This window comes from Shewanella sp. S1-49-MNA-CIBAN-0167, from assembly GCF_040310145.1.
Lineage (GTDB): Bacteria > Pseudomonadota > Gammaproteobacteria > Enterobacterales > Shewanellaceae > Shewanella > Shewanella psychromarinicola.
Map to the genome: position 1 here is coordinate 37,192 of NZ_JBEOPO010000004.1, position 24,352 is coordinate 61,543.

Sequence of the window (24,352 nt, forward strand, 5' to 3'; positions counted from 1 at the left end):
AAACTATTTAGGATCAGCTTATCTGATCGCAAACAAGAATTAACTTAATGACTACTGAGCTTTATTTTATCTACGACTCACATTGCCCTTGGAGCTACGCAGCCACACCTTTGGTCAACGCATTGCAACAAGCCTATCCAGACATGAATGTACACTTGCTACATAGCGCGCATTACATCGGCAAAGACAGTGCTGGCGAAGAGCAGATGCAAGCCGCGGCAAAAATTAGTGGGCTTAAATTTGGTAGAGATCATCTTCGCTATGTAAACAGTCCTAAAAACTCAATCAAGACCGCAAACTTGATGGGATGGGTGCAGAGTAAGCAAGCTGACAAGCAATTGCCCGTGCTCAATGCGATACAAAGAGCACACTTCATTGAAGGCAATCCGCTGGATAATAAACACGACTTCACTGACATCGTAGAGAAGTTTAAACTGTCACCATCAAATAAAGTGTTTAAAGATGAGCTCAGTACGGATGCAGAATACGTACTAGAAGATATAGAAGAAATCCAACAAATCATCGGCACCACGGGCTTCCCCGTAATGGTAATGACAGTTAATGATAACGCCATCTTTATCGATCACTCACAATATCTTAGCGACCCTCAAGCCGTAGTCGCTGCGGTTGAAAAAGAGATCGCCGCCATTAAGTAAATAAAGAGTTAACTAAATAAAGAGTTAACTAGCTTTATCTATCACCGCCATTAACTAGGATATGGACATGACTCAGTGTCCGTTTGTGCCAATGTCGGATCCAGCTCGGGTTTTTTATCCTCTTTAGAGCGTTATTAAAGATAGCGCCACTACTATGTTGATAAAATTCGACCTCTAAAGTCTACAGAGTGTTCAATAGGCTTTGTCGTTGGCTTGTCTCTTGATGATGTTCACAACGGGATAATGTTGATTACTTTATCCCACCCCTCTTTGCTCGCTAAGTTTGCTGCTTTAGTCACGCTCATTTTTTGGGTTTGGGTTTGGGTTTGGGTTTGGGTTTTTCACGATACTGTGCGTTCAGGACACTATAAACCTAACTGCAGCAAAGATAATGGGTCACGACCTTATCATTTGTCAGTTATTCCCCACCAAGCAGATTCTTTGCGACTACATGTTGATGTTTTTCGCGGCTATGCCAATTATTAGCATTCACAGCCTTGCGAACACACATAACGTGTTTAATCTGGGTGCTAAAAAATGCACTAGAAACATATCAATGTACACCTTCGGGCTTTACTTGTTTCATATGCCTGTCTTGTATTTCGTGTCAGCGGTTACCCCATAAGCCCAAATGCCGTATATTCATGTTCTTGGTGTCTGGATAATGACTCCGACTATTGCGATATCTCTGAGCGTCTGGGCCGAAAAAAACGGTATCGATACAGCTTTTTTTACTCGCGTCATCGACAAACTGCACATAAGGGAGTGGTTCATGCTCATCTTTAATTTTATCCGGCGATTTGGACTTGAGATCACCCGAACACGTAACAGCTCGTTATTTATCTTGCTGTTGGCTTGCGGAGTGCTTGGTTATTTCGGCTTCTCACTTGCGGGTGAAAGCAACATCGTCTCATCTCCACTTAACTTCATTTACTGGAGCGTAGTTACCGCAAGTTCGCTTGGGTATGGCGACATTTACCCCGAAACACTTGCTGGCAAAATGCTTTTAACATTTTACTACTTACCCGTTAATTTTGTGTTGTTCAGTATACTGATCGGCAAAATGGGCAAATTTATCTTTAACGGTTGGAATTTACACATGACGGGAAAATCAAATATCACCGCACTGCAAGGTCACATTATTCTGATTTGTAGCACTGCTGAGAAGTCGAGAAAGCTCATCCAACTTATCCTTGATGATCATAACCGACCCGACAGAACCATTGTATTGCTTACCAATGGCGACTTTGCTCACCCGTTCCCTGATAACGAAAAAATCAAATACTTGTCAGTCGACAATTTGCATGATCAAGACGTACTTAACAAAGTCTGCATTAGTAGCGCCGACAAAATTGCTATCGACTTAGAGAATGATGACCGCAACTTCAGCTTGGCGGTTCACTATTCAACCAAGGTGAGTGAAAACAGTTTTATCGCTACTTTTATCGATAACGAAGACCAAGCACAAGCCCTGCGACAGCTAAATAAACCTATCGAGGTGCTCAGCTCCAACAAAAATGAAAAGCTGGTGCGGTCACTTCAAGATAGCGGCTCAGACCTGGCGTTCCAAAGCTTGCTAACCAATTCTGGCCAAACAATGCATGCACAAGAAGTGGTATTGTCAAAGCCGCGCACTGTGGCCGATGTCGCGGCCTTCATCAAAGGTAATCACAACGCGATTTTCATTGGGGTAGCCAATGATAAGCTTGGCAAAACGCTGGCGATTAATCCAGACGACGATGAAGTACTCCCAGTGGGGAAAAGCACTTTCCTTTACTATATTGCGTTAGACCGAATAACCTTCGACCAAAACGGATTTTAAGCAAAAAAGCGCCTTCAATTGGCTAGTGAAATATATTTTGCTAGGACACGTTGGGGCGCTAAATTAACTTTTTGATCAATATCTCATCGCCATAGTCGATATTGTCTTTTTACATCAACAAATGGCCACCTCGGCGAGTAAAGCTTGGTAAGAGAAAGTCTGAAAATGATGTTCGATTAAGAACGGGATCAATCGATGCAATCAGCGAAATATACGCGTTGAAAGGAGCTGTTTGTAATGTTGGTGGCTGATGTCAGTTATTTTTAAAGACTTTACACATTAACCTGAGATCGGCATAAGCAGGTTGGTTTATTAAGCTGTCATCATCCCTAATTTGTATGTCGACAGCTTAATGCACCCACAGCGTAATCCAGCTTTTAAATAAGAGCTCAAAAAAGTGCTCTAGCCTCACTTATTGACTGGTCGCACTTATTTTCAAATGGTACGTAACCATCTGAAAACACAGTTAACCGATACTCTGCACTTGCGACGCCAGTAACCAGATCGCCAAAGCAAAAAATATCATCCCCATAAACTTATTTTGATATGTGCGGAATTTTTCGTTTTTCAGCAATGGTTGACCCAAACTTCCCACTAGAGCCACCAGCAACAAATTGAACGACAACCCAATAACATTAAGCAGCAGGCCTAATGCCAGCATTTGTTCACCTGAACTGGCACTGATCTGAGTAGAAACAAACTGCGGCAAAAATAACACAAAAAATATCAACGCTTTAGGGTTTAGTAGATTGCTCATCACCGCGCGGCGATAGAGTAATTTAGCGATGTTATTCTGCGACTTAATTTCCGGCGCATCGCTCGCGCTACTGCGCATGCAATCCCAGCCCATTTTAAGTAAATAAGCGCCGCCCAATACCCGTAATAGCTCTAACGCCATTGGATTCATTGCCACTAATGCAGACACGCCCATTGCAGCAAGTAAGGTTAAAATAAGTCCTGAGGTGGCATTACCAAAGCTGGCATAAACCCCCACTTTGCGGCCATAGCTCAAACTAGAACTAGCAATCAACAGCATGTCAGGTCCAGGAATTAACAATAACGCGACCACAGTGGTTAAATATAAAGGAAGCAAAGCCAGATCAATCATCATAAAAACACAAACAACCACTATTAAGACGGGAAAATAAGGCGCGGATCTTACAGCTATTCAACATGAATGAAAGTCATATTGTATTTAAATGAGCACGACAGTTGGCAGGGTTTGTTTACGGGAAGAATATTAAGTAGGGATAAACCAAAGCAGTATAAAAACAAGCTAAAACAATAGCAAACAATAGAATGACCTTGACTCTGAGCCCAGTGATTTTTGGCGCCCAAAGAGTAAAGGCCAGCCCTGACGGCTAGCCTTTCATTTTTAACGGTAAGAGAATGTGACTCTCCTCCTACTTATAAAATGCTTCAACCTTGCCTTTAACCGTTGTCATAAGTGGTTGCCCACGACGATCCAACGCTTTATGCGCCGCGACTTTTAGCCAGCCTTCACTGATACAATATTCCTCGACATCAGCACGCTCTTTGCCGTTGAACAAAATACCAATCTCGTGCTCAAAAATCGCTGCCACATGATGTGGGCTACGTGGATTTGAAGAAAGGCGATCCGGTAAAGCTGGTTTCGATGTAGTGTCGTTCATGGTCTGGTCTGCAGTGAATAAAGCGTGCGCCATTGTAGGCAATACTGGCCTGATGCTCAATAGCGGCAGTCATAAATGTGAGTCGCACCGAAAAGATACTGTCTGTCAGGGAAATAGGAATCATAAACGCTAAGCATCATTGTTAAGCTAAGTGTCTGTATTTAAGATCCTGTATGATATTTTCAATGCATTTAAATTGCATATAATTTTTAATTGCACATAGGTAGCGATAGTTTACATTGAGTTTAGTGAGCGAAAGAGTATTGACAGCCACGGGTTCAATAAAAGGGATAATGGACAAGGGATGATGACTCAAAAACGTTCACACATATGGCAGTGGTTTGTAGACGACAAGATCGAACCTAGTAATGTTAAAGCCGCAATGTTAGTTGCATATCCACACCCAAACGCAAAAAATTGGCAATTATTAATCGCCAATATATTACTCTATCTCGGGGTGCTTTTACTTAGCGCAGGGGTAATATTTTTCATGGCGTTCAACTGGGATTCACTATCGCACCTTAATAAATTTGTCATAGTCGAAGCCATATTCGCGCTGTTTATTGGCGGATTCTATCTCATTAATCACGCACAAAAAAAGCACCATTCACAATCCAACTTGCCAAGCACACATAACCAAAATAGCCAGCACAACCAAAACATATACGGCTGGAGTTTGCCTAACGCCATGTTAGTGGGTGCCAGCATTACGCTTGGGGCATTACTGGCGTTGGTAGGACAAACCTATCAAACCGGCGCCGACCCATGGCAACTATTTGCCATTTGGGCTGTTGTAATTTTACCCTTTGCTTACATCGCAGGCTTTGACCTGTTGTGGTTATTGGTAGCGATATTAATCAATGTAAGCCTAGGACTATATCTTCAATCCTTTGCTTCTGTGTTTAGTTTTTTACTTGAAGACATCCAACAAATCGCTATTTTCGGCTTAGCTAACCTCGCTATTCACCTGATATTTACCCTTGCGAAACGCTGTCAATGGCGCGGACAATTGCGTTTTAACTGCCCCATGGTTGAAGCAACCAGTTTATTTGCTAGTGTCAGTGGGTTCACCTGGCTAATAATTTGGGTCATTTTTGACTTTAACTACAGCTACGACTCCGGCGAACACGTTATCTATTATGCGCTACTTTACCTCGTCACTATGGCCAGTTTATTTGTTTGGTACCGTTATCGTTCGCCCGCCTTATACCCACTAACATTGGTATTAACCAGCGTAAGTGCCGCAATGGTATCGCTTCTATCAAGGTCATTATTCGATACTAGCGACACAATTGGAGCATTATTTATCATGGGTATGGTGGTAGTAGGCCTAACCAGTGGCTGTTTATATTGGCTAAAACAATTACAAAAAGAGTTTGCTCAAACGGCAATGCTTAACAGTGAGGAAGCCGCTCATGAGTAACGTTAAATCATACAATGCATTATGGCTGTCACTGCAAAATAAAGGCTTGGTAAACACAGAAACCGCACCAGAACTCTTGTTAGTCAGCCCTTGGTATATCATTGCTGCACAAATGCTTGGTGGCTGGGTTGCTGCGCTATTTTTATTAGCGTTTGTGATGCTGGGCGTGTCATCTGCAAGTGATATAACCGAATCGTTTATCGGCTTTGGTGGCTTACTGAGTCTAGGATGCTTAGCGTATTACCGACTGGGTGAAAATCGCCAAGAATTTATTCTACAAATGGTATTTGCATTTAGTCTATGCGGACAAATAATGTTACTTTTTGGCACCTTCGAAAGCTTAGAAAATAGCAACGAAACCCTCATCGCGCTCATTTATGTGGTCACCTTTGCCATTCACTGGTTAGCCATCCCTCACAAAGCCAATCAATTTGTCGCAGCATTGGCAATGGTCCCCAGCTTATTAGCCATCTTAGTCATTAACCATTTATCGCTGCTCATATTGCCATTATTGGTGCTGAGTTTAGTGGTTATCTGGACTCAACTTTACCGATGGCCGCAACATTATCAGCGCATTAGAATGTTAGGTTACGCCGTTGCAATCAGTTTATTACTCGCCAATTTCATGCTGTCTGAAATGGGTGACACGATGGAACTGCCCAACGTATTAATGGCATTAAGCTCTAGCCTCAGTGACTACTTAGCTATCGCGATAAGCTTGTTATCAGCACTATGGCTGATCAATCAGATTTTTAACCACCGCCATTCCGCTTTCGATAACAATGCCAATACCAACGAAGCTATTACAGTGCATCCCCGCAACAAGTTAATGGTGATCCTAGCGGCAATCTTAATCGGTCTACTTTCCATCGCCATGAGCGGATTAAGCGCCGCACTATTAATGCTATTGCTAGGCTATTTTTATAACGAACATAAATTGGTCATCATTTCGGTATGTGCCCTGATCGCCTTTATCGGCATGTATTATTACTCTCTCCACATCAACTTGTTTGATAAATCACTGTGGTTAATGGCCAGCGGCATAGTGTTATTACTGCTCAGATTTGCCATGAGTATGAATACTAACAAGACCGCTAAAACTCGCTCTCACCATAAAACGGGAGTAGACGTTGAGGCTAGAATTGAAGGTAAATATGGTGTTGAAGGTGAAGCTACGGTCGGGACACAAATTGAAACCGCAATGACAATGAATGCAGCGACAACGGCACAAAATAAGGAGCAACCATAATGGAATTAAATACTATGGCGTTGCTCAATTCACGCCTGCTAAGTAAGCGGTCACTTTGGGCCATTATCGCGGCATTGGTAATACTCGCTGGTATTAACTACAAGATTTTTCAACAAGAACAGCTATTGGCTAATGGCGAAATCATCCTGTTTGAACTGGCACCCGTAGATCCTAGGTCGTTAATGCAAGGCGATTACATGGCGTTAAATTACGACATTGCGAGAGTGATTAGTCGGTCAGTCGATCAACTATCAAACACGCCAAGTAACCATGATGGCTTTTTTATTGTGACACTTGACAATCATCGCGTCGCCCAATTTGACAGTATTTATAGCGGTGCCGCGCTAACACCAGCACAGCGACTGATCCAGTACCGTGTTCGTGACGGCAGGGTCAAATTAGCCAGTAACGCTTTTTTCTTTCAAGAAGGCCGAGCAGAAGAATTTGAGCAATCAAAATATGGTGAGTTTAGAGTTAACCAAGCAGGACAATTGCTACTCAGTAACATGATAGATAAAGACTTTAAGCGGATATAGGTCATACCGAGTTACGGATAAAGTTGTCTCCCCCCTCAACGGCACAAGATGACAAAATAAAAAAAGAGCCTAGTTAAGGCTCCTTTTTTTGGGGTAAATGATCGATATCCATAAGCTTTAATTGATCAGCTTTTATTAATAGCTTTTATTAATAGCTTTTTAGCTTAGAAACGACCAACAACACCCACACCAACAAACAAACCGTCTACGTCAGAATCAAGTACTTTTGCTAGCTCAAATGTCGCTGAAAAAGAATCAGACATACGTAACCAGTAAGCTGTTTTGGCGGTAAAGTTGTCGTCTGAACCGTTATCGTCATAACCTAAACCCACAGACCATGCTTTAGTTACAAACCAGTCAGCATTTACGTTGAAGATATCGTCAGCATCGGTATGAGTCCAGTTAGCACCTAAATCAACACCAGTGGTGTTTTTTAGATCGATAAAGCTGCGAACTTCAAGACCGTAGATTGAATCAATATCACTACCATCAGCATAGAATGCAGCTACTTTTGAGCTGTCGTTGAAGTAGTAACCAAGATCAAGTTGGTAAATGTCAGTATCGAAAACGCCAGCATCAAAACGTTCGATTTTAGCGCCCACAAACCACTTTGAATCAAAAACATAAGTGCCATCGACAGAGAAAATATCAACGTCATCATCATCTATCATTGAGTAACTAGCACCCACATTAGTAGATTGTGCTAAAAAGCCATTTAATGCATAAGGGCCTTTTTCTTGCGATACAGAGTCAAGATAGAAACGGTAGTTAAGGTCCCATAGACCATCACCGAATTCTTCAGTATTAGCAGAATAGTCTAATCCCGCTTCGTGGTGAAATGGTGCATCTTGTGCAGCCATAGCGGGTAAAGCCACAAAACCTAATACTAGTGCTAATGCAGTAACGTTTTTCATCAATCATTCCTTTATTTGATTATTTTACGCTAGGAGATTCAAGCAGGTATAAAGAATGGATAAATCATAAAAAGTGGGGTTATCCATTAATTCAAATGTAGCCTAACCTTACCGTCGGGCTAACGCGCTTTCCTAGCGGCGAATACTCTAAAGTAATGAAATGCTAAAATAAACAAAAAACCATAAATTATTGATATTTATCAATAAAATAAATCATACAGAATGTATTAAACACTGCTACTACCTACTTTAGCAATAGAGAAAAACGTAACAACATCGTCAACTAAACGTTAATTTATTACAGAACAGAGGTTTTAGGAGCTGCAACCAGTCGACTTGATAGCGTATCAATTCAAACAGCTGTGTTTAAATAAAAAGCACATCGCTGCCACTTACATTTACACGCAACTGAAGTAAATTATTTATGCAGATTTATGGCTGTAGAATGGCGACCTATTGCATAGTTCAAACACGTTCAAGGACGACAATGACAGGTTTGTTAAGCAGTTGATTTATGTCGATGATAACTATAGGTTATTGTCATTACATCCATTTTATCTATCTGGAAACGTCAATGTCGACTTTATTTAAGTTCATCAAAGGTGGCTTATTAAGCCTTTTTGTTATTTTTATCATCCTTGTTGCGTTTAATTGGCAAAGCGTTAATCGCTTATACAGCGTAGTCACCTTATTTGATGAAGCCCTAGTGGTAGATAATTTTTCCAATATGAAAGATGTCTTTTTTAACAAAAAAATCGTTAAACAAGGCGAGCCTTATGTGTTCGACGTCGCCTTAGCGCCTTTGCCTGAATCGTTTAACTATCGAAACAGCTCAACCAATACCGAAGCGTTTCTCACACGCAGAGCCACAACCGCATTACTGGTGCTTAAAGACGACAAAATAACCTATGAGCAATATTTTCTCGGCACCCAGAGTGATGACAAACGCATCTCGTGGTCAATGGCCAAATCATTTGTGTCGATATTGTTCGGTATGCAAGTGGATGCTGGCAACATAGATATTGAAAAAACAGTCGACTTTTATCTGCCAGAGCTTACCAATTCTGGTTATGCCAAGGTCAAAGTAAAACACGTATTACAAATGTCATCTGGGGTTAAATGGGACGAAGACTATCAAGATTTTTATTCTGACATTAACAAAATGGGCCGTGTACTGGCCATTGGCGGCTCGTTAGATCACATGACCAGTGAACTGGTTAATGAGTCAGCCCCAGGCAAAGCATTCCATTATGTCAGCATGGACACCCACGTTATAGGCATGATACTCAGACGCGTTTCTGGTAAATCATTAATCGAGCTTTTACAGCAAAATATTTGGAATACCATCGGCATGGAAAGCGATGCTTATTGGCTTACAGACTCCCAAGGGACTGAATTCGCATTAGGCGGCTTAAATGTCACCACCCGCGACTACGCCCGCTTCGGCCGCTTATTACTGAACAACGGCGCAGTTAATGGCAAGCAAATCGTGTCAGCAGCTTGGATAAAAGTCGCCACCACACCGCAAGCAGATTACCTACAACCTCAAGTCGGTAAATTAGGTTATGGCTATCAAATTTGGTTACCGCCGGAAGCCGAACAAGGCGAGTTTTTTTGTGTCGGCGTATACGGACAATATATTTATGTAAACCAACAACACAATGTAGTAATAGTTAAAAACAGTGCCGATTTGGGCTTTCTTGATGAGTTGAATTCAAAACAAGAAACAATCGCGTTTTTCCGCGAGATTGTGGCGTCATTGGAGTAATGAGGGATCCGTCAGACTCTGCCCCAACTTATCGATAGCTCACTTATCGATAGCTCACTTATCGATAGCTCACTTATCGATAGCTCACTTATCGATAGCTCACTTTTCGATTGCTCACTTATCAATTGCGCATTTATCGATAGCTTACTTATCGGGTGATCACTTTTCAATTGCTGGATATCAACCCGAATACCATGCGCAGTAAGATGAAAAAGTTAGCTATTTGTTAGCCTGTTAAATTTGAAGTGGCTAACGTCACATATTGCGTTTTTGCAGCAGCCTCTGCCGATTGAGCTCATCGAGCTGTTCGGTAAGTTTGAGGATCTGTTGTTGCAGCGCTCGATATTGAGTCAGGCGGGACTCATTAACTGGCTTGTCTCCCAGGTCTTTAGTTGCCCAAATTTTTGTAAGCTGAATGATCAGGTGTTCGGCTTGACTCAGGTTGTCGTGCTCAATCTGTTTGATCATCAATAGCCGAAAACAGTCAAACAGTATGGTGAGCATAAACTCATGGTCGAGCGGCAGCGCTTGAGTCTCTGAATCGCGAAAGCCGATGGCTGCGATTAGATTAGCGACTGTGGTGACTGTGGTTGCCCCGATAAAAAGGGACTGGATCTCAGGCTCCAACATCAGAACCTGCTCAAGCTGTTGCGACAATTTACCTTTATTCCACTGCGCGCCCAGCGCTTTAATGAACGTCATATCAACCCACCCGTTATGAAATTTTTTCTATTAACGATACTGTCTATTAACGATATAAGCGTGCCGTTATTGGAACTAGGTTTAATTTTTTGATTAGTCCCTCTAAATAAGCTTGAGTCAACAATGCTATGCCGCGATAAAAATCAGTTCTAGCATGTTCAGTCATAAGCTCCAGGCAGCGACCCGACCAAGGAAGTAAGTGTTGCTGGAGCAAGATCATGCAACTTCGTTCTAGTGGTTCGTTATCTTCAGTTTGCGCCCATTGGGTAAACATTTGATCCAATACCGCGAAAAATAGGCCTATATGATCAACGGGTTGATTGCTATCGAGCTCGAAGCTGATCCCTTGTTCTTGATAGAAGGCTTTTAGTGCCATAGTCGACTTGTCATTGAGCAGTTGCCTCTCGCTCAAGTAGACCGATCCCCAAGGCACAGCATTGGGCTCGCCCGGTCCATAGAAGAGTTGTGCATAGTCCAGTTTTAAGGCTTGTTGTTTATCTTCAGTCCATTGGCCGAGATAATTGGCCAGCAACTCGCGGCCACTCGACTCTTTGGCCGATGCGCTGAACTGTGGCCAGCTTTGAGCAACACCATGCTCAATAAAACCTTGGATTAACTCAGGGGTCGGATCGTTAAAGAGTACATTGTGAAGAATGCGCGCAATGCCTTGATATTCTAGGCGTTCATTTTCGGTAAGGAATGACATGCTAACCTCGTTTGTGGAACTAAAATGTGTTTGAACTAAAATGTGTTTGAACTAAAATGTGTCGAAACTAAAATGTGTCGCAACTAACAGCAAAAAAACGCTAAAAAAGGTGCCACTCCAAATGAATGGCACCAATCAGGGGGGTTAAACTTCTGCGTAGTTCAACACTTCTCCATCAGTGGCACCACTTGGGCGAGAATGACGGTTAGGTGTGATAAGTAAGTTGGGCGTAGTGACACTGCTTTGTGGCAGCGGGGCAACAGCCGGTGAAATGGCGCCCGGGTACTTAGCCTTCAGTTCGTCCATGGGGCCAAAATCGATAGCACGCATAGGGCAAGACTCGACACATGAAGGTTGTTTACCTTCAGCCAAGCGCTCAAAACAACCATCACACTTGGTCATCACCTTACGATCTTTATCTATCTGCGGTGCATCGTATGGGCAAGCTCTTGCGCAGCTTTCACAACCGATACACAGATCAGCCGCCACATGGACTAAACCATCTTCGCGGCGCTTGTGCATTGCGCCAGTTGGACAGGCCTTAACACACACAGGCTCAGAGCAGTGATTACAAGCGATAGACAGGTAATAGGCGAATACGTTTTGGCTTACAGTACCATCACCATGTTCTGCCCATTGTCCCCCACCATATTCATACACCCGGCGCCAATTGATGCCAACGGGAAGATCTTTACGATCCTTACACGATATCTGACAGGTTTTACAGCCAGTACATTTACTTGCGTCGACATGAAAGCCGTATTGGATATTATTGCTCATTGTTAACTCCTATCAGACCTTACGGATTTCAACCAGGTTAGTGTGCTGAGGATTGCCTTTCGTTACCGGTGTGGTGCGTTGTGTGGTCAGCACGTTTAAACAACCGCCTTTATCCACCGCGCCGCCGGGTAGGAACCATGCGCCCTGACCCAGTGCAGTTACGCCGACCATGATACGAGGTGTTACCTTCACTTCGACCTCGATGGTGCCGCGATCATTGAAGATATGGACCTTGTCACCGGTTTTGAGTCCACGCTTACTCGCATCCAGTGGATTCATCCATACTGCATCCTGTACGGCTTCACGTAGCCAGGGGACGTTGTGAAAGCTTGAGTGGGCACGGCCCTTAGTGTGATAACCCGTAAGTTGTAATGGATACTTCTTCTTGGTCTCAGTATCTTCATAACCTTCCCAAGTGGGCACATATTTAGGCAGCGCAGATATAACGTCACCCTCTTTGAGCTTCCAGGTACGGGCTTTCTCTGCCAGGCGTGATGAGTAGATCTCAATCTTTCCAGAGGGTGTGCCTAGAGGATTTGCATCGGGATCGGTACGGAAATCTTCCAGTACGATATAACCGCCGTTCGGCAGATACTTGCGATAGATACCTTGTGTGAGCATCTGCTCTTTTGCTGGTAATTCTGGGGTGGCAGCTTTAGATTCGGCATAGAATTGATCCAGCCATTCTTTGCGGCTCTTACCTTCGGTAAACTCAGATTCAACCCCCATACGTCTCGCTAAGTCGACACAAACCTCATAGATAGGACGGCTCTCAAACATAGGGTCGACGCCTGTGCTCATCTGTACCAAGGAGGCGGTATCACCCGCTGCGTAACTTTGGTTAACTAAGTCTTCTGATTCAAGCCATGACACATCTGGCAGCAGGATATCGGCAAACTTGGCACTGGGCGTCATCCAGTTATCGACGACTAAGATAAATTCACATTTAGCTTCATCTTGGAGTAGCTTCTCGGTTTTACGCACATCAGAGTGTTGGTTAATCAGCGCATTACCACCATAGTTGATGATCGCCTTGATATCAGTGCCCAACTTGCCGTCACCCTCGTCATCAAGATCCACACCTTGTACCCCATCGGACAGGACGGTCATGTTTTTACCGTCTTCGATGGCCTGAGTGAAGGTAAAGAATGAGATGGCTTTCTTCACTGGGTTTGAGCCAGTAGGCATTGACGGTGCGTGTAGAGAAGAGCCCTTACACAGACCGCCACAGTTAGTACCCGGCAGACCCAGTTGACCTAATAAGATAGGCAACATGTAACCTGCACGGGTGTTGTTTTCACCGGCAGCCTGGCGGTTTAGCGAAGCGGCAATCTGGATGAAAGGGGCACGAGCCGCAGCCAGTTCACGGGCCAATTCGACAATAAGGTGGGCTTCGATACCTGTGATAGCAGCAGCCCACTCTGGCGTTTTAGCATTAACGCCCGGAATTGAGTCGCCAACCGTGGCGTTATCGAGAATATACGCCTTATAGCTTTCTTCATATCCAATGCCTGCAGGCATGGTTTTCTCGTCATAACCGACACAATATTTATCCAAGAAGGCCTGATTGACTGTGTTAGTGGTGATCCACTCATAAGCCAAAGCTTCGAACAGCGCCGCGTCGGTACCCGGACGGATAGCGAGCCATTGATCTTCTTTACCTACGGCAGAGTCGGTATAACGAGGATCGATCAAGATAGTCTTAAAGTTATGCTTCTGCTTTTGTACCAGGAAGTCATAGGCTTCGCCCGAACCACTCATGCGGATCTCGGATGGGTTGTAGCCAACCATCAGCACTAAGTCTGAGTTTTGCATCTCAGATACACTGCTTCCCTGCCAGCCAGGACCGGCTGAGCCGTATGTTTGTCCGGCTGCTTCATAAATTTGTGACCAGCTATAATCGCCATAGGCGTTGAGATAACCGCCCTTAAGGTTCATCAGACGGTAGAGACACTGCTTACCCGAAAAGTGATAACGCGCACCCGAGTTATAGGTGAAGTGAATCGATTCATTACCGTACTGGTATATGGTGTCTTGCAATTTTTCGGCGACAAGATCAAGGGCTTCATCCCAGCTGATCCGCTCAAATTGTCCGCTGCCACGAGGACCAACACGCTTCATCGGGTATTTCAGGCGATCCGGTGCATAGACACGTTTACGCAAGGAGCGGCCCCGTGGGCAGGCGCGCACATCGTGGTCGCCGAATTTATCTGTGGTGGTAAATTGAGACTCAACCCGGGTGATCACCCCATCGGTAGAAAAAACCTGTACCGGACAGTTAGATCCACAGTTAACCAGACAAGCCGACCAGTTGAGCTTTTCAGCGGCAACAGGTGGCGTAGGCGGCACTACTTCAACATCTTTAGAGCTTGAGTTACAGCCTGAAACCGTTGCTACGCAACTGAGTGCGGCACTCATTTTTAAGAAACTTCTGCGTTCCATTATCTTTTCCTCATTGCAGTTATGATTAGCACTGTTTGCATTAGCGCAGCTGGTAGCTAAACGACAACATCACTTGGTGCGCGTTATAGTTATGGTTCAGGTTACCTAAGGTGGTCAGTCCTGGAACTGTATTGACATCAATTTGCGCGTTATCGGTGTCGTAATAGCGCTCATACTGGTAAGCCAGCTTTAACGCCATCTCTTCGCTTAATGCGTAGTTCGCATGTAGCTTGAGACTATGGTTGAAAGAATCGTAATCCCCCTGTGGCGTGGTAACGTCATAGGTGACCAGCGTGTTGCTGGCAGAGTTTGCAAATAGGTAGTCCCCGCCTAGGCTGAGCCTGTCTTCAAGCAGCCCGCTATAGTTGAAACCAGCACCCAAATTGATAAACTCATCTTCGATATCGGCGAACCAATCAGGGCTTGAGAAACGCTGACTGCCAGCTTGATTGGATTCGATCCACTGCTGACCAGCAAAGGCATACCCTGATAGGTGCGCATCAAGCTGCAGCCCAAGGTTGATGTCATAGCCGTAATCTTCAGATCCGCTCAGACCCAGTTGAGTCTCGTTATAATCATCTTTGGCGTAGCGGGCAGTCATATCCACACTGAGCCACGACGTTGGGGCGTGATTAAACTTGGCTTCGAAGGCGGTGCGCTTTCTATCAGCCAAGTAGTATTTGCGTAGCAAAGGATTCGTTTCAGATGAGGTCAGTTCGCTAGTTTGATATTCGCTGCCGCCGCGGTTATCGAGGCTGGCCTTAAATTTAAGCTTGATGTCATCCATTGCACGGACATTGAGCTTGGCCCATAGGGCGTCATCATTGGTCTGTTCACGGTCACCATAACTGCGCTCCATCTCTTTGCGGTCATAGCCAGCCTGCACGCGATAGTCACTGCTTAGGCGGTAACTGGCATTAAGCTTGAGGCCGCGGCGTTCGGTGTCTAAAGGGATATTCTGTTTAAATGCCCCCGTGATCCCGTTCACTTCATATTGAGCGAATTCCCATACCGATCCCTTATTGTCGCGCTTAGCGTAATCGACACTGCCGCCGAGTCTGAGTTTGTGGCTCACAAGCGAAGTGACTGACAGCTTGCCGTCTAAGGTATCGACTTCCCCGTCCCAGTTTTGCAGTGGATTAGCGGACATTTGAATTAAATTATCGTCTTGGGTCATCTTGCCCGATGCCAGGCGACCACTCATAACGGTGCGGTTAAATTGATATTGGCCAGACAAGCTAAGTTGATGAGCCTGATTGTCAGGCGCGGGTGCAAAAACGTCATACAGATAGGGGAGACTTAAGGCGTCGATATCGTTCTTATACTGACTCACGAAATAATTCAGGTCTGTCGTCCAGCTATCGCCAGACAGTGACAGCCCCGCGGTGAGGTTATCTGTGTTGGCATCGACTGGCAGGCCGAAATTAACCGGGCGCGGAGTGACAATGCTACTGCTCTGGTAACCAGTTTTATGCTCGTGCTCATAACGCACATAAGCCTGATAAAAGTCTTGGCCATAGCTCAAACCTAAGCCAGCTTTGTTCCTCTGCAGCGAGAGCTCCTGAATTTGAGTATGCTCACTCGGTGTCAGCACGCCATCTTGGTACCATAACTGACTGCGTGCATCGCCTGACTGATAACGGGTCAGCTGCTGATAATCTGCCACCAGTTTATAGTGGCCTGACTTTCCTGCTTCAAGATGAGCGAAGCCGTTATCCAGACCTAACTGGTGTGCCTGGAACTTGGCTTTATAGCCTGCACTGTTTCGATAATTTAAGTCGGCATCCACACTGCCATTAGCCCCGTCATTGTCGGTACCGAACGCATTACCTGAGTGAATGTCATCACTGTCAATATAGGCGGCATTGACCCCGATGCTGCCGCTATAACCTGCAACTTGAGGGCAACGCTTACACTGAAAGACTTGCTGGTTAACGGTACTGGTATTGGCCTTGTTCACGCCAAAGTCAGCCGCCATTGCAGAGCCCGTTATCACACCTGATATAGCGAGAAGTGATAACGTGATGAGGTTAAATTTGAATCTCATTTGAGTTACTCCTAATTAGCGCTGCAGCTTGCTGCCGGCTGGGTGATTGGAGCCATGGATCTGGCTATGGCAATTGAGACAACTCTTACCGCCGCCAAAGGCGTCACTTCCGCCTTGCTGTACAACACGGCTAGCATGACCATCATCCATATGACATTGCTGACACAGTTGTGGCGCTCTTTGAGTGAGCATGGCTTCATTAACGCTGCCATGGGGGTTATGGCAGTTGGCACAATTTTCTGTCACTGGCGCATGCTCCCATAAAACGGGGCCACGTTTTTCGCCATGACAGCTATAGCAAGTGTCATTCACCGTGGCGTGATTCAGCGCACTTTCACTCATAGAACCGTGTGGATTATGACAATCGATACAGGTCATTTGATCCCATTTCATCGGGTGAGATGAGCGCTTATTCATGGCTGATTTTTGCTGAGTGTGACAAGAGGTACAGGTGTCATTGACCGTGAGCGGGTCCATAACCGGATCGTTGTCGGTGTGGATATTATGACAATCGCTGCAGGCCACCTCGTCTAAATTGTGGCTGCTGCTATGCCATGCCATCTGCTTAGGATCGTTATGGCAACCTAGGCAGACACTGTTCTGACTTTGAGCAGAAAGCTTGCTCTCTTTGCCAAAGGCGATCATCGGCTCCTTGCCGCCTTTGTTATGTTTGCCTAACGGGCCATGGCAGGCTTCGCATTGCAGACCCGCCATAGGCGAACCCTGTTGGCTCGGGCTACCGTGCACGCCATCGAATATCGCCATGACCTTGTCATTTCTCTTATGACACATCAGGCAGGAGTCGGCACCTTTGTTAGAGTATTTACCCTGAGCAAATTTCTCCGTCAGTTGCTGTTCCAGTTGTTCACAAGTGAGTTGGTTCCAGGGGGCCGCCTGAACTGAGAGAGATAAGCACGCGAAAGCGAATATCCCACAAAGTAACGTAGTGATAATACATTTGTTCATCATCTTGGCCTTACAGTTAATTATTATATGATTTGGTAACGTTGGTGTTAATTAGTTTGCATTTAAATTGTAGTTTGAATTAATTAAAATACGAAGCTATTACTTTAGAGGTATTGTTAGATCTGTGATTTTTAATTTATAAATGATTTATTCGGGATCGAGATCTTTATTTAGCCTTGCCTGTTGGATGTATTTTTTTGATATTTAAATTACCAAATATAAATTACAAGCCATTGATTTTAATTGTATCTTTTCAATACCTCTTACTGGTTACTATGATTTTAAATTTGCACTTTATATAAATGAGAATGATTTAAACATAATATAACTTATGAAATCATATCGTCTTTATTCATAACTATTTTTATTAAACCAATAACCATTAATAACTATTCACAACCTCGTTAATAACTTTTAATATCTTTTCACATTAATTCACAATTTAATTAAAATTAATTCTGAAGTAAACTTATAATCATTATAAATAAATGATTTCACAAACTGACAAATGCCTCATAAAAAGGAAAAAACGAAAAGAATAAAACTGCAACAGATGATAAAACTAGGCGGAGTAAACCGTCTAGTGCAAGTGCAAATCGAGAAAAGGAACCTTGGTTGCTGGCAACATCACTATCTAGCACCAGCGATACCGCTAAAAGGTCGTTAAAATTTTAGCTGTGAGGATGCAGAGGTTCAGAGATGTTAAAACTGACCCTGAAATGGATGGCCGCGAAACGCCAACAGACTCAACTGTCTCTGTTTCATCGTAAAAAAAAGTGCCGATTTAGGCTTTCTTGATGCGATAACTTCTAAGCAATAAACCATCGCATTTTGCCGTCAAACTGTATCGTCATTACAATAAATATAGCCATTAACTTAACGACTGGAGACTTGTGTCGCTAACACTAAACCTGCATTTTTCAGCCAACAAAAAAGCGACTCTAGAGTCGCTTTTTTGTATTATATTGATTTAAATTTTATAGGCCGTCTGCGGGAGAAACGTCTGCTCAACCTCTACTAACTTCAGCAATCACCTGACATGCATAACACGCCAGAATTAACTATTTAGAAGCCAAAAAACATCATTAAGGGTATATAAATAAAGGATTTTTAAATCTATTGTTTATTCTTTACCCGCAAATAGTTTACTTATTAAATACGTGGATTATAATCATTACCCTTATTTGCAAGGAGCAGAAATATGCTAGGAATGCTTAAGAAACATACTGTTGAATTATGCCCAGAAGTTTCAGGAAAAATAACAAACAATGGCATCCCCATTAAAGAGCTACTCATAGAACGTAGCCTCACCTATGCAGATGAAGAATATTCAGATAACTGTATGACTAACGCTGAAGGTGAATTTAGTTTTACAGCAAAAGCGATCAAATCACGCTTACCAGGTAATATTTTACATGAACCTGTTGTTAGGCAGGTTTTAGAGTTTACGTTGGATGGCAATGATAGCGAAACTTATATCTGGGCCACAAATCAACATAACATTACCTGTCCTGATGTTTGCAAGTCACACTTAAGTAATCTAAATCCTGATATATGCAATGACGAAGAGGTGTTTGAATTAGTCAATGTGGAGGCACCTGAATACCCCCTAATTGTTAGATCTATTTGTTCACTTTAAATTTTAAGGATGAAATTATGGGAACCTTATCACCGAATATGGTAGTAGAACTTTCTACTGTCGCATATGCAGTGCAAAAAACACAAAAAACAAAGAGATTCGATTTCGATGTAAGTAAAAATTTAGCAAATCACTTCAATTTTAATTCGTTTTCAAAGCCTGTCATGGGCACCTCTGGTGGCTTTGTAGCCAAAGCAAAAAATCAACAAACTGGATTCGCCCTAATAGGACAAGGGAAAAGCGAACAATACAAGGATGATATTGTCATCGCGGTTCGCGGGACTAATTTTGCCAGTTTAAATGATTTATCAACCGATGCTCGCGCTTCCACAAGTTCTACTGAACGCGGTGCTTTAGTACATGCAGGTTTTAACTCCGTTTTTGAGTCAATGAAAAAAGAACTATCGCCATATATTAATTTGCTTCCAGCAAATGCAACACTTCATTGTGTTGGACACAGTTTAGGCGGAGCGATAGCGACTTTGATTGCTGACTGGGCAAAGCAAAAACTTCTTAATGTTAAACTATATAGTATCGGTGCTCCTAAAGTTGGGTTTGCCGATTTTGCACTTAAGCACACAAATTCTCTGGGGCAGGAAAATATATTCCGCTGCACCAAGGGCTGTGATCCTGTCCCTATGGTTCCAGTCTGGCCCTTCGTTCATGCTCCATATAATGGTTATGAATATCGAGTTGATAACTCTGGTTTTGTAAACCCAATAAAGCACAAAGTTAAGTATTATATGCAAGATATGAAAAGCAACGATTGGAATTCATATCAACGAAAAATGAGCTTTAATAGCCATAAAAGAGTAACGTTAGATGTTCGTTTAAGCCATCAAGTCAGTCGCGATTTATTTTGGATGAACCGTTTAAGCGAAGCACTATTAACGCTATTACGCCAACTAGGTCATGGTATTGCTTCGCGCATACAAAGCGGTATCGCCAATGGCTTAAACTTTTATGACCAAATCGCAATGGTGTTATCTGATGTCACTTTGCATAATGCGACATTTACTGGACAATTAAATGGTCTATTAGCTCACATGTTAGTTTTTGCAGGTCATGCTACCCGTAAAGTCGAAACTCTAAGCTATGAGTTTATTCGTTGGGTGTTTAAAAAAACGATTCAAGTTGTTAATCGATTAGCGCGCGAAGCACTGAACTAATCTGTAATAAGTAGCAAATGTCGAAACTGGTGTTTAGCTTTACTTAATTATCTATCAGCTAACAAAAAAGCGACCTTCAGGTCGCTTTTTTGTTTTACATTGATTTATATTTGCAGGCCGTCAGAGGGAAAAAATTCTGGTTGGAGTTATTAATGCCCACTTCATCTGAATACCATAAAGACTAAGAAAATGGTTACTTTTGCGTTAGCAGTAGGCGCTGGCACAGTTTTATAAATGGTATAAATGGGGTCAGAGTAAACTTAAAATTGTCAGCTATACTCTTTAACTCAAGTCACTTTGCAAATGGATCTTGCACATGCCTAGAAAACCTAGAGTCTGCCCCATAGGTATTCCTCAACACGTTATTCAGCGAGGTAATAATCGCCATGTTTGCTTCACGTCTGAACAAGATTTCAGAGCCTATGCAGGCTGGCTAAAAGAATACTCACGTAAATTTCATGTCGATATTCACGCGTGGGTATTTATGACAAATCATGTTCATTTGCTTTGTACTCCTCAAAAAGCGAATGCTGTTAGCCTTATGATGCAATCACTTGGTAGACAATATGTGAGGTATTTTAATTACACATACAAACGTACCGGGACACTTTGGGAAGGTCGTTTCAAGTCTTGCTTAGTGCAAACTGAAGAGTACTTAATCCAACTATATCGTTATATTGAACTCAACCCTGTAAGAGCGAATATGGTTAATGACCCTGCCGAATATATATGGTCGAGCTATCAAATTAACGCCCTAGGTAAAACCTCTCAGCTTTGTACTCCACATCAGGTTTACCTTTCAATAAGCAACGACTCTCAAGCAAGGCAATCATCTTACCGAGCCCTATTTCAACATCAATTAGATGCAAAAATGATTAACGATATTCGTCAAGCAACCAATAAAGGCATGGTAATCGGCAGCGACACATTTAAAGACCAAATAGAAAAACTAACGGGGAAAAGCATGCATCCAAAGAAAATGGGACGCCCTTTTAAGGTGATAGAATAAAGTTTACTCTGACCCCACTTATCCAGACCCCACTTATCCACACTTATCCATGCCGAGATCCCCAAGAATTTGCCCCATCGGTATTCCTCAACACGTTATTCAACGAGGTAATAATCGCCACGTTTGCTTCACGTCTGAACAAGACTTTAAAACCTATGCTGGATGGCTAAAAGAGTATTCACGTAAATTTCATGTTGAAATTCACGCGTGGGTATTTATGACAAATCATGTTCATTTGCTTTGTACTCCTCAAAAAGCCAATGCTGTTAGCCTTATGATGCAATCACTTGGTAGACAATATGTCAGATATTTTAATTACACATACAAACGTACCGGAACACTTTGGGAAGGTCGTTTCAAATCTTGTTTAGTGCAAACCGAAGAATACTTAATCCAACTATATCGTTATATTGAACTCAACCCAGTAAGAGCGAATATGGTTAATGACCCTGCCGAATATGTCTGGTCAAGCTATCAAATCAACGCCCTAGGTAAGGCCTCTCAGCTTTGTACTCCACATCAAGTTTACCTTTCAATAAGCAACGACTCTCAAGCAAGGCAATCATCTTACCGAGCCCTATTTCAACATCAATTAGATGCAAAAATGATTAACGATATTCGTCAAGCAACCAATAAAGGCATGGTAATCGGCAGCGACACATTTAAAGACCAAATAGAAAAACTAACGGGGAAAAGCATGCATCCAAAGAAAATGGGACGCCCTTTTAAGGTGATAGAATAAAGTTTACTCTGACCCCACTTATCCGCGATGTTAAGTGCGAACGGTTTTACTTACCACCGGGCTCTGCAAAACGAGTCATCCAGTCCTTCACTTGGCCGTACCAATAAATCGAGTTATTTGGCTTCAGCACCCAGTGATTCTCATCAGGGAAGTAAATCATTCGCGACTCAATACCTTTGGTTTGCAATGTACGGAATAACTCAAACCCTTGTCCTACGGGCACTCGTTGGTCTAACTGACCGTGGATAACCAAGGTTGGCGTATCAAAATTGGCTGCGCCATAGTGAGGTGATATAGATTTATAAATTTCAGGTTTTTCCCAAAAACTACCAAAACGCGTACTGTGTACCGCGAAATCCCCCGCCATTTGTGAGTACATGTTATACACCGCTGCGTGGATAAACAGTGCATTGAACGGGTTATCTTTTTGCCCCAAAATAATTGAGCTTAAGTAACCCCCATAACTACCACCACCAGCGACTAAACGTTCGCTATCAATCCAGTCTTTGCTCTTAAACCAATCTGTTGCTTTGTAGATATCCTCGAGCGACTTGTTCTTCCAGTCAGGGTTAATACTGTCAGTAAATTTCTGGCCGAAGCTGCCTGAGCCGTGGAAATTAGGCCAAGCGGTCACGTAACCCCAAGAAGAGAACGTTTGCGCATTCCAACGGTAATGGAAGCTGTCTGAAATCGCACCGTGAGGACCACCGTGGATCAACATCATCAGTGGGTATTTTTTGGTTTTATCAAACCCCGGCGGGTAGTGCACCCACATCTGGATATCATCTCCGTTATAACCTTTATAAGTCACCGACTCATAAGTACCCATGTCCACATTGGCCAATACATCATCGTTAAAGCTATCTAAACGCGTTATTTTTCCATTGCTGGAGTCAATCTTCACCACGCGTGCGGGATGTAAAAAACTTTGATTGGCGGCAACCAAAGTACCGTCTTTGGCGATAGAGGGTTTGCCAAAATCGGTATTATTGGTGACTTGTCTAACTTGGCCATTTTTAGCATTGATGTAGTAAATGCGGTTTGTGGCTGCATCGGCTATTGATGCATAAAACCCCTTACTATCTGGCGTCCAGAGATATTTAGAAACAGATCGGTCCCAATCTTTGGTCACTACACGTTCGCTACGTTTGTCCATATCGAACAACACCAAGCTCGAAGTGTCACCGTAGAAGCCATGAATTAATTGGCGGGTGAATGCAAGTGTTTTACCATCGGGACTAAATTTAGGTTCACTATCAGGTGCTTGATTGTTCGGAGTTAAATTTTCATATTTTCCGCTACCGATTTTAGCAAGAAATACATCAATTTTAGGGTCAACTTGGTTAGCGGAGCCGTTTGAGTTAAAAGCAATCCAACGTTCGCTTGGGTCGATATCGTAGCTGCCAGCGTTTTGTGAAGAACGTGGCAATTGCTTTTTCAGTGGTTGGGTGACGGCTTCAACGTCTCCACCTTTGGCTGAAATACGAAAAACATGTGCCTCTCTTTCTTCATCAATCCAATGGTCAAAATGTGAATAAGGCAGTGCGTTCCACTGGTGGGCGGAGACCTTATCGTCTTTATCAGCTTTGAGCTGCTCGGTCATTTGTTCCCAGTCTTTGCCTGGAAAAATACGGCTAATGAAGTAAATGTGCTCACCAACCCACTTAATACCATGCACGCCACCGGGAACCTCAGTTAAGCGTTGCGCTTCGCCCGGTCCATTCATTGGTAGTAAGTAGATTTGCCCTGCTTCATCTTTGTCGCGTTTACTAACAAAAGCTAAGGTTTTTCCGTCTGGAGAAAACACAGGCTCACTAGCGCGTAAGCCTTTTGCAGTAAGTGCACGCTGGCCTGAGCCATCTTTTGCAAACGACCATAGCTGAGTCGTGCCTTTATCTTCTGGTATGTCGTACTCAGTGACGGCAGCAATAATATGATCACCTTGGGGTGAAACAATCGGACTACCGATACGCTTGAGTTGCCAAAGCACCTCTGCCGATAATGTTTTGGTTTGCTCTGCAAAAGCTGATGTCATTGGCATCAACAAACACAGTATTAGAATCCCTACTTTTTTCACGAGAGCTTCTCCTTCATTCAGAATGAGTTCGTAGTCATTTTTATGAGTTGATA

Annotated in this window: 20 protein-coding genes; 10 read left to right on the plus strand and 10 right to left on the minus strand. The window is 43.3% G+C overall.

Annotation, left to right across the window (positions count from 1 at the left end):
- The first annotated feature begins 47 nt into the window (after positions 1–47).
- Both AAEZ00_RS02800 and AAEZ00_RS02805 read left to right on the plus strand, forming a co-directional pair.
- Entirely contained in the window at positions 48–656 is a 609-nt protein-coding gene (locus AAEZ00_RS02800; RefSeq protein ID WP_124013809.1) for a DsbA family protein, read from the plus strand.
- A gap of 772 nt (positions 657–1,428) precedes the next feature.
- Complete coding sequence (locus AAEZ00_RS02805; protein ID WP_157822211.1) at positions 1,429–2,478, plus strand: potassium channel family protein; 1,050 nt, start codon at positions 1,429–1,431, stop codon at positions 2,476–2,478.
- Between the two features lie 466 nt (positions 2,479–2,944).
- On the opposite strand, the gene AAEZ00_RS02810 is transcribed toward AAEZ00_RS02805, so the two are convergent.
- Both AAEZ00_RS02810 and AAEZ00_RS02815 read right to left on the minus strand, forming a co-directional pair.
- Positions 2,945–3,589: a LysE family translocator gene (locus AAEZ00_RS02810; protein WP_101032750.1), complete on the minus strand. Its 645-nt coding sequence runs from the start codon at positions 3,587–3,589 to the stop codon at positions 2,945–2,947.
- Positions 3,590–3,881: 292 nt separating this feature from the next.
- Complete coding sequence (locus tag AAEZ00_RS02815) at positions 3,882–4,130, minus strand: DUF3297 family protein (RefSeq protein WP_101032751.1); 249 nt, start codon at positions 4,128–4,130, stop codon at positions 3,882–3,884.
- Positions 4,131–4,434: 304 nt separating this feature from the next.
- Here AAEZ00_RS02815 and AAEZ00_RS02820 point away from each other — a divergent pair, with 304 nt between their 5' ends.
- The 3 genes from AAEZ00_RS02820 to AAEZ00_RS02830 are packed head-to-tail and all read left to right on the plus strand — an operon-like array spanning position 4,435 to position 7,338.
- Positions 4,435–5,553: a DUF2157 domain-containing protein gene (locus tag AAEZ00_RS02820; protein ID WP_351088310.1), complete on the plus strand. Its 1,119-nt coding sequence runs from the start codon at positions 4,435–4,437 to the stop codon at positions 5,551–5,553.
- The gene (locus tag AAEZ00_RS02825; protein WP_351088311.1) at positions 5,546–6,802 is read left to right on the plus strand and encodes a DUF4401 domain-containing protein; all 1,257 of its coding nucleotides are present in this window, start codon (positions 5,546–5,548) and stop codon (positions 6,800–6,802) included. Before AAEZ00_RS02820 ends, AAEZ00_RS02825 begins: the two co-directional genes overlap by 8 nt.
- Entirely contained in the window at positions 6,802–7,338 is a 537-nt protein-coding gene (locus AAEZ00_RS02830) for a GDYXXLXY domain-containing protein (RefSeq protein ID WP_351088312.1), read from the plus strand. The genes AAEZ00_RS02825 and AAEZ00_RS02830 overlap by 1 nt, the downstream gene beginning before the upstream one ends.
- 164 nt (positions 7,339–7,502) lie before the next feature.
- Here the strand turns inward: AAEZ00_RS02830 and AAEZ00_RS02835 are convergent, their stop codons facing one another.
- Positions 7,503–8,252: a putative porin gene (locus tag AAEZ00_RS02835; protein ID WP_351088313.1), complete on the minus strand. Its 750-nt coding sequence runs from the start codon at positions 8,250–8,252 to the stop codon at positions 7,503–7,505.
- A gap of 574 nt (positions 8,253–8,826) precedes the next feature.
- Here AAEZ00_RS02835 and AAEZ00_RS02840 point away from each other — a divergent pair.
- Positions 8,827–10,020, plus strand: a complete 1,194-nt coding sequence (locus AAEZ00_RS02840; RefSeq protein ID WP_351088314.1) for a serine hydrolase domain-containing protein — start codon at positions 8,827–8,829, stop codon at positions 10,018–10,020.
- Positions 10,021–10,275: 255 nt separating this feature from the next.
- Here the strand turns inward: AAEZ00_RS02840 and AAEZ00_RS02845 are convergent, their stop codons facing one another.
- The 6 genes from AAEZ00_RS02845 to AAEZ00_RS02870 form a co-directional block, all read right to left on the minus strand.
- A complete protein-coding gene (locus tag AAEZ00_RS02845; protein WP_351076685.1) occupies positions 10,276–10,722 on the minus strand; it encodes a hypothetical protein in 447 nt (148 codons plus the stop codon).
- 46 nt (positions 10,723–10,768) lie between these two features.
- On the minus strand, positions 10,769–11,428 hold the full coding sequence (locus tag AAEZ00_RS02850; protein ID WP_351088315.1) for a TorD/DmsD family molecular chaperone: 660 nt from the start codon (positions 11,426–11,428) through the stop codon (positions 10,769–10,771).
- A 144-nt stretch (positions 11,429–11,572) separates the two neighbouring features.
- Positions 11,573–12,208: a DMSO/selenate family reductase complex B subunit gene (locus tag AAEZ00_RS02855; protein ID WP_101032756.1), complete on the minus strand. Its 636-nt coding sequence runs from the start codon at positions 12,206–12,208 to the stop codon at positions 11,573–11,575.
- 12 nt (positions 12,209–12,220) lie between these two features.
- The gene (locus AAEZ00_RS02860) at positions 12,221–14,650 is read right to left on the minus strand and encodes a DMSO/selenate family reductase complex A subunit (protein ID WP_351088316.1); all 2,430 of its coding nucleotides are present in this window, start codon (positions 14,648–14,650) and stop codon (positions 12,221–12,223) included.
- A 40-nt stretch (positions 14,651–14,690) separates the two neighbouring features.
- On the minus strand, positions 14,691–16,697 hold the full coding sequence (locus AAEZ00_RS02865; RefSeq protein WP_351088317.1) for an MtrB/PioB family decaheme-associated outer membrane protein: 2,007 nt from the start codon (positions 16,695–16,697) through the stop codon (positions 14,691–14,693).
- Positions 16,698–16,712: 15 nt separating this feature from the next.
- Entirely contained in the window at positions 16,713–17,666 is a 954-nt protein-coding gene (locus tag AAEZ00_RS02870; RefSeq protein ID WP_351088318.1) for a DmsE family decaheme c-type cytochrome, read from the minus strand.
- A gap of 1,198 nt (positions 17,667–18,864) precedes the next feature.
- Between AAEZ00_RS02870 and AAEZ00_RS02880 the strand changes: the two genes are divergently transcribed.
- The 4 genes from AAEZ00_RS02880 (at position 18,865) to AAEZ00_RS02895 (ending at position 22,222) form a co-directional block, all read left to right on the plus strand.
- On the plus strand, positions 18,865–19,302 hold the full coding sequence (locus AAEZ00_RS02880; RefSeq protein ID WP_182755126.1) for a DUF6795 domain-containing protein: 438 nt from the start codon (positions 18,865–18,867) through the stop codon (positions 19,300–19,302).
- A gap of 17 nt (positions 19,303–19,319) precedes the next feature.
- Positions 19,320–20,471 carry a lipase family protein gene (locus AAEZ00_RS02885; RefSeq protein WP_351088319.1) on the plus strand — a complete coding sequence of 384 codons (1,152 nt, stop codon included), beginning with the start codon at positions 19,320–19,322 and terminating at the stop codon, positions 20,469–20,471.
- 316 nt (positions 20,472–20,787) lie between these two features.
- Positions 20,788–21,480 carry a transposase gene (locus AAEZ00_RS02890; protein ID WP_351076661.1) on the plus strand — a complete coding sequence of 231 codons (693 nt, stop codon included), beginning with the start codon at positions 20,788–20,790 and terminating at the stop codon, positions 21,478–21,480.
- A 49-nt stretch (positions 21,481–21,529) separates the two neighbouring features.
- A complete protein-coding gene (locus AAEZ00_RS02895) occupies positions 21,530–22,222 on the plus strand; it encodes a transposase (RefSeq protein WP_351076658.1) in 693 nt (230 codons plus the stop codon).
- Positions 22,223–22,268: 46 nt separating this feature from the next.
- On the opposite strand, the gene AAEZ00_RS02900 is transcribed toward AAEZ00_RS02895, so the two are convergent.
- Positions 22,269–24,299 (minus strand): S9 family peptidase, encoded by a 2,031-nt coding sequence (locus tag AAEZ00_RS02900; RefSeq protein ID WP_124013530.1) that lies wholly within the window; start codon positions 24,297–24,299, stop codon positions 22,269–22,271.
- Between the last annotated feature and the right edge of the window lie 53 nt (positions 24,300–24,352).

What these genes read in the sequence shown, in the direction of transcription:
- AAEZ00_RS02830 (WP_351088312.1), top strand. Translation starts at nt 6,802, where the DNA reads ATGGAATTAAATACTATGGCGTTGCTCAATTCACGCCTGCTAAGTAAG.
- AAEZ00_RS02895 (WP_351076658.1), top strand. Translation starts at nt 21,530, where the DNA reads ATGCCGAGATCCCCAAGAATTTGCCCCATCGGTATTCCTCAACACGTT.
- AAEZ00_RS02825 (WP_351088311.1), top strand. Translation starts at nt 5,546, where the DNA reads ATGAGTAACGTTAAATCATACAATGCATTATGGCTGTCACTGCAAAAT.
- AAEZ00_RS02890 (WP_351076661.1), top strand. Translation starts at nt 20,788, where the DNA reads ATGCCTAGAAAACCTAGAGTCTGCCCCATAGGTATTCCTCAACACGTT.
- AAEZ00_RS02860 (WP_351088316.1), bottom strand. Translation starts at nt 14,650, where the DNA reads ATGGAACGCAGAAGTTTCTTAAAAATGAGTGCCGCACTCAGTTGCGTA.
- AAEZ00_RS02845 (WP_351076685.1), bottom strand. Translation starts at nt 10,722, where the DNA reads ATGACGTTCATTAAAGCGCTGGGCGCGCAGTGGAATAAAGGTAAATTG.
- AAEZ00_RS02850 (WP_351088315.1), bottom strand. Translation starts at nt 11,428, where the DNA reads ATGTCATTCCTTACCGAAAATGAACGCCTAGAATATCAAGGCATTGCG.
- AAEZ00_RS02855 (WP_101032756.1), bottom strand. Translation starts at nt 12,208, where the DNA reads ATGAGCAATAATATCCAATACGGCTTTCATGTCGACGCAAGTAAATGT.
- AAEZ00_RS02870 (WP_351088318.1), bottom strand. Translation starts at nt 17,666, where the DNA reads ATGATGAACAAATGTATTATCACTACGTTACTTTGTGGGATATTCGCT.
- AAEZ00_RS02800 (WP_124013809.1), top strand. Translation starts at nt 48, where the DNA reads ATGACTACTGAGCTTTATTTTATCTACGACTCACATTGCCCTTGGAGC.
- AAEZ00_RS02810 (WP_101032750.1), bottom strand. Translation starts at nt 3,589, where the DNA reads ATGATGATTGATCTGGCTTTGCTTCCTTTATATTTAACCACTGTGGTC.
- AAEZ00_RS02885 (WP_351088319.1), top strand. Translation starts at nt 19,320, where the DNA reads ATGGGAACCTTATCACCGAATATGGTAGTAGAACTTTCTACTGTCGCA.
- AAEZ00_RS02880 (WP_182755126.1), top strand. Translation starts at nt 18,865, where the DNA reads ATGCTAGGAATGCTTAAGAAACATACTGTTGAATTATGCCCAGAAGTT.
- AAEZ00_RS02815 (WP_101032751.1), bottom strand. Translation starts at nt 4,130, where the DNA reads ATGAACGACACTACATCGAAACCAGCTTTACCGGATCGCCTTTCTTCA.
- AAEZ00_RS02865 (WP_351088317.1), bottom strand. Translation starts at nt 16,697, where the DNA reads ATGAGATTCAAATTTAACCTCATCACGTTATCACTTCTCGCTATATCA.
- AAEZ00_RS02805 (WP_157822211.1), top strand. Translation starts at nt 1,429, where the DNA reads ATGCTCATCTTTAATTTTATCCGGCGATTTGGACTTGAGATCACCCGA.
- AAEZ00_RS02835 (WP_351088313.1), bottom strand. Translation starts at nt 8,252, where the DNA reads ATGAAAAACGTTACTGCATTAGCACTAGTATTAGGTTTTGTGGCTTTA.
- AAEZ00_RS02820 (WP_351088310.1), top strand. Translation starts at nt 4,435, where the DNA reads ATGATGACTCAAAAACGTTCACACATATGGCAGTGGTTTGTAGACGAC.
- AAEZ00_RS02840 (WP_351088314.1), top strand. Translation starts at nt 8,827, where the DNA reads ATGTCGACTTTATTTAAGTTCATCAAAGGTGGCTTATTAAGCCTTTTT.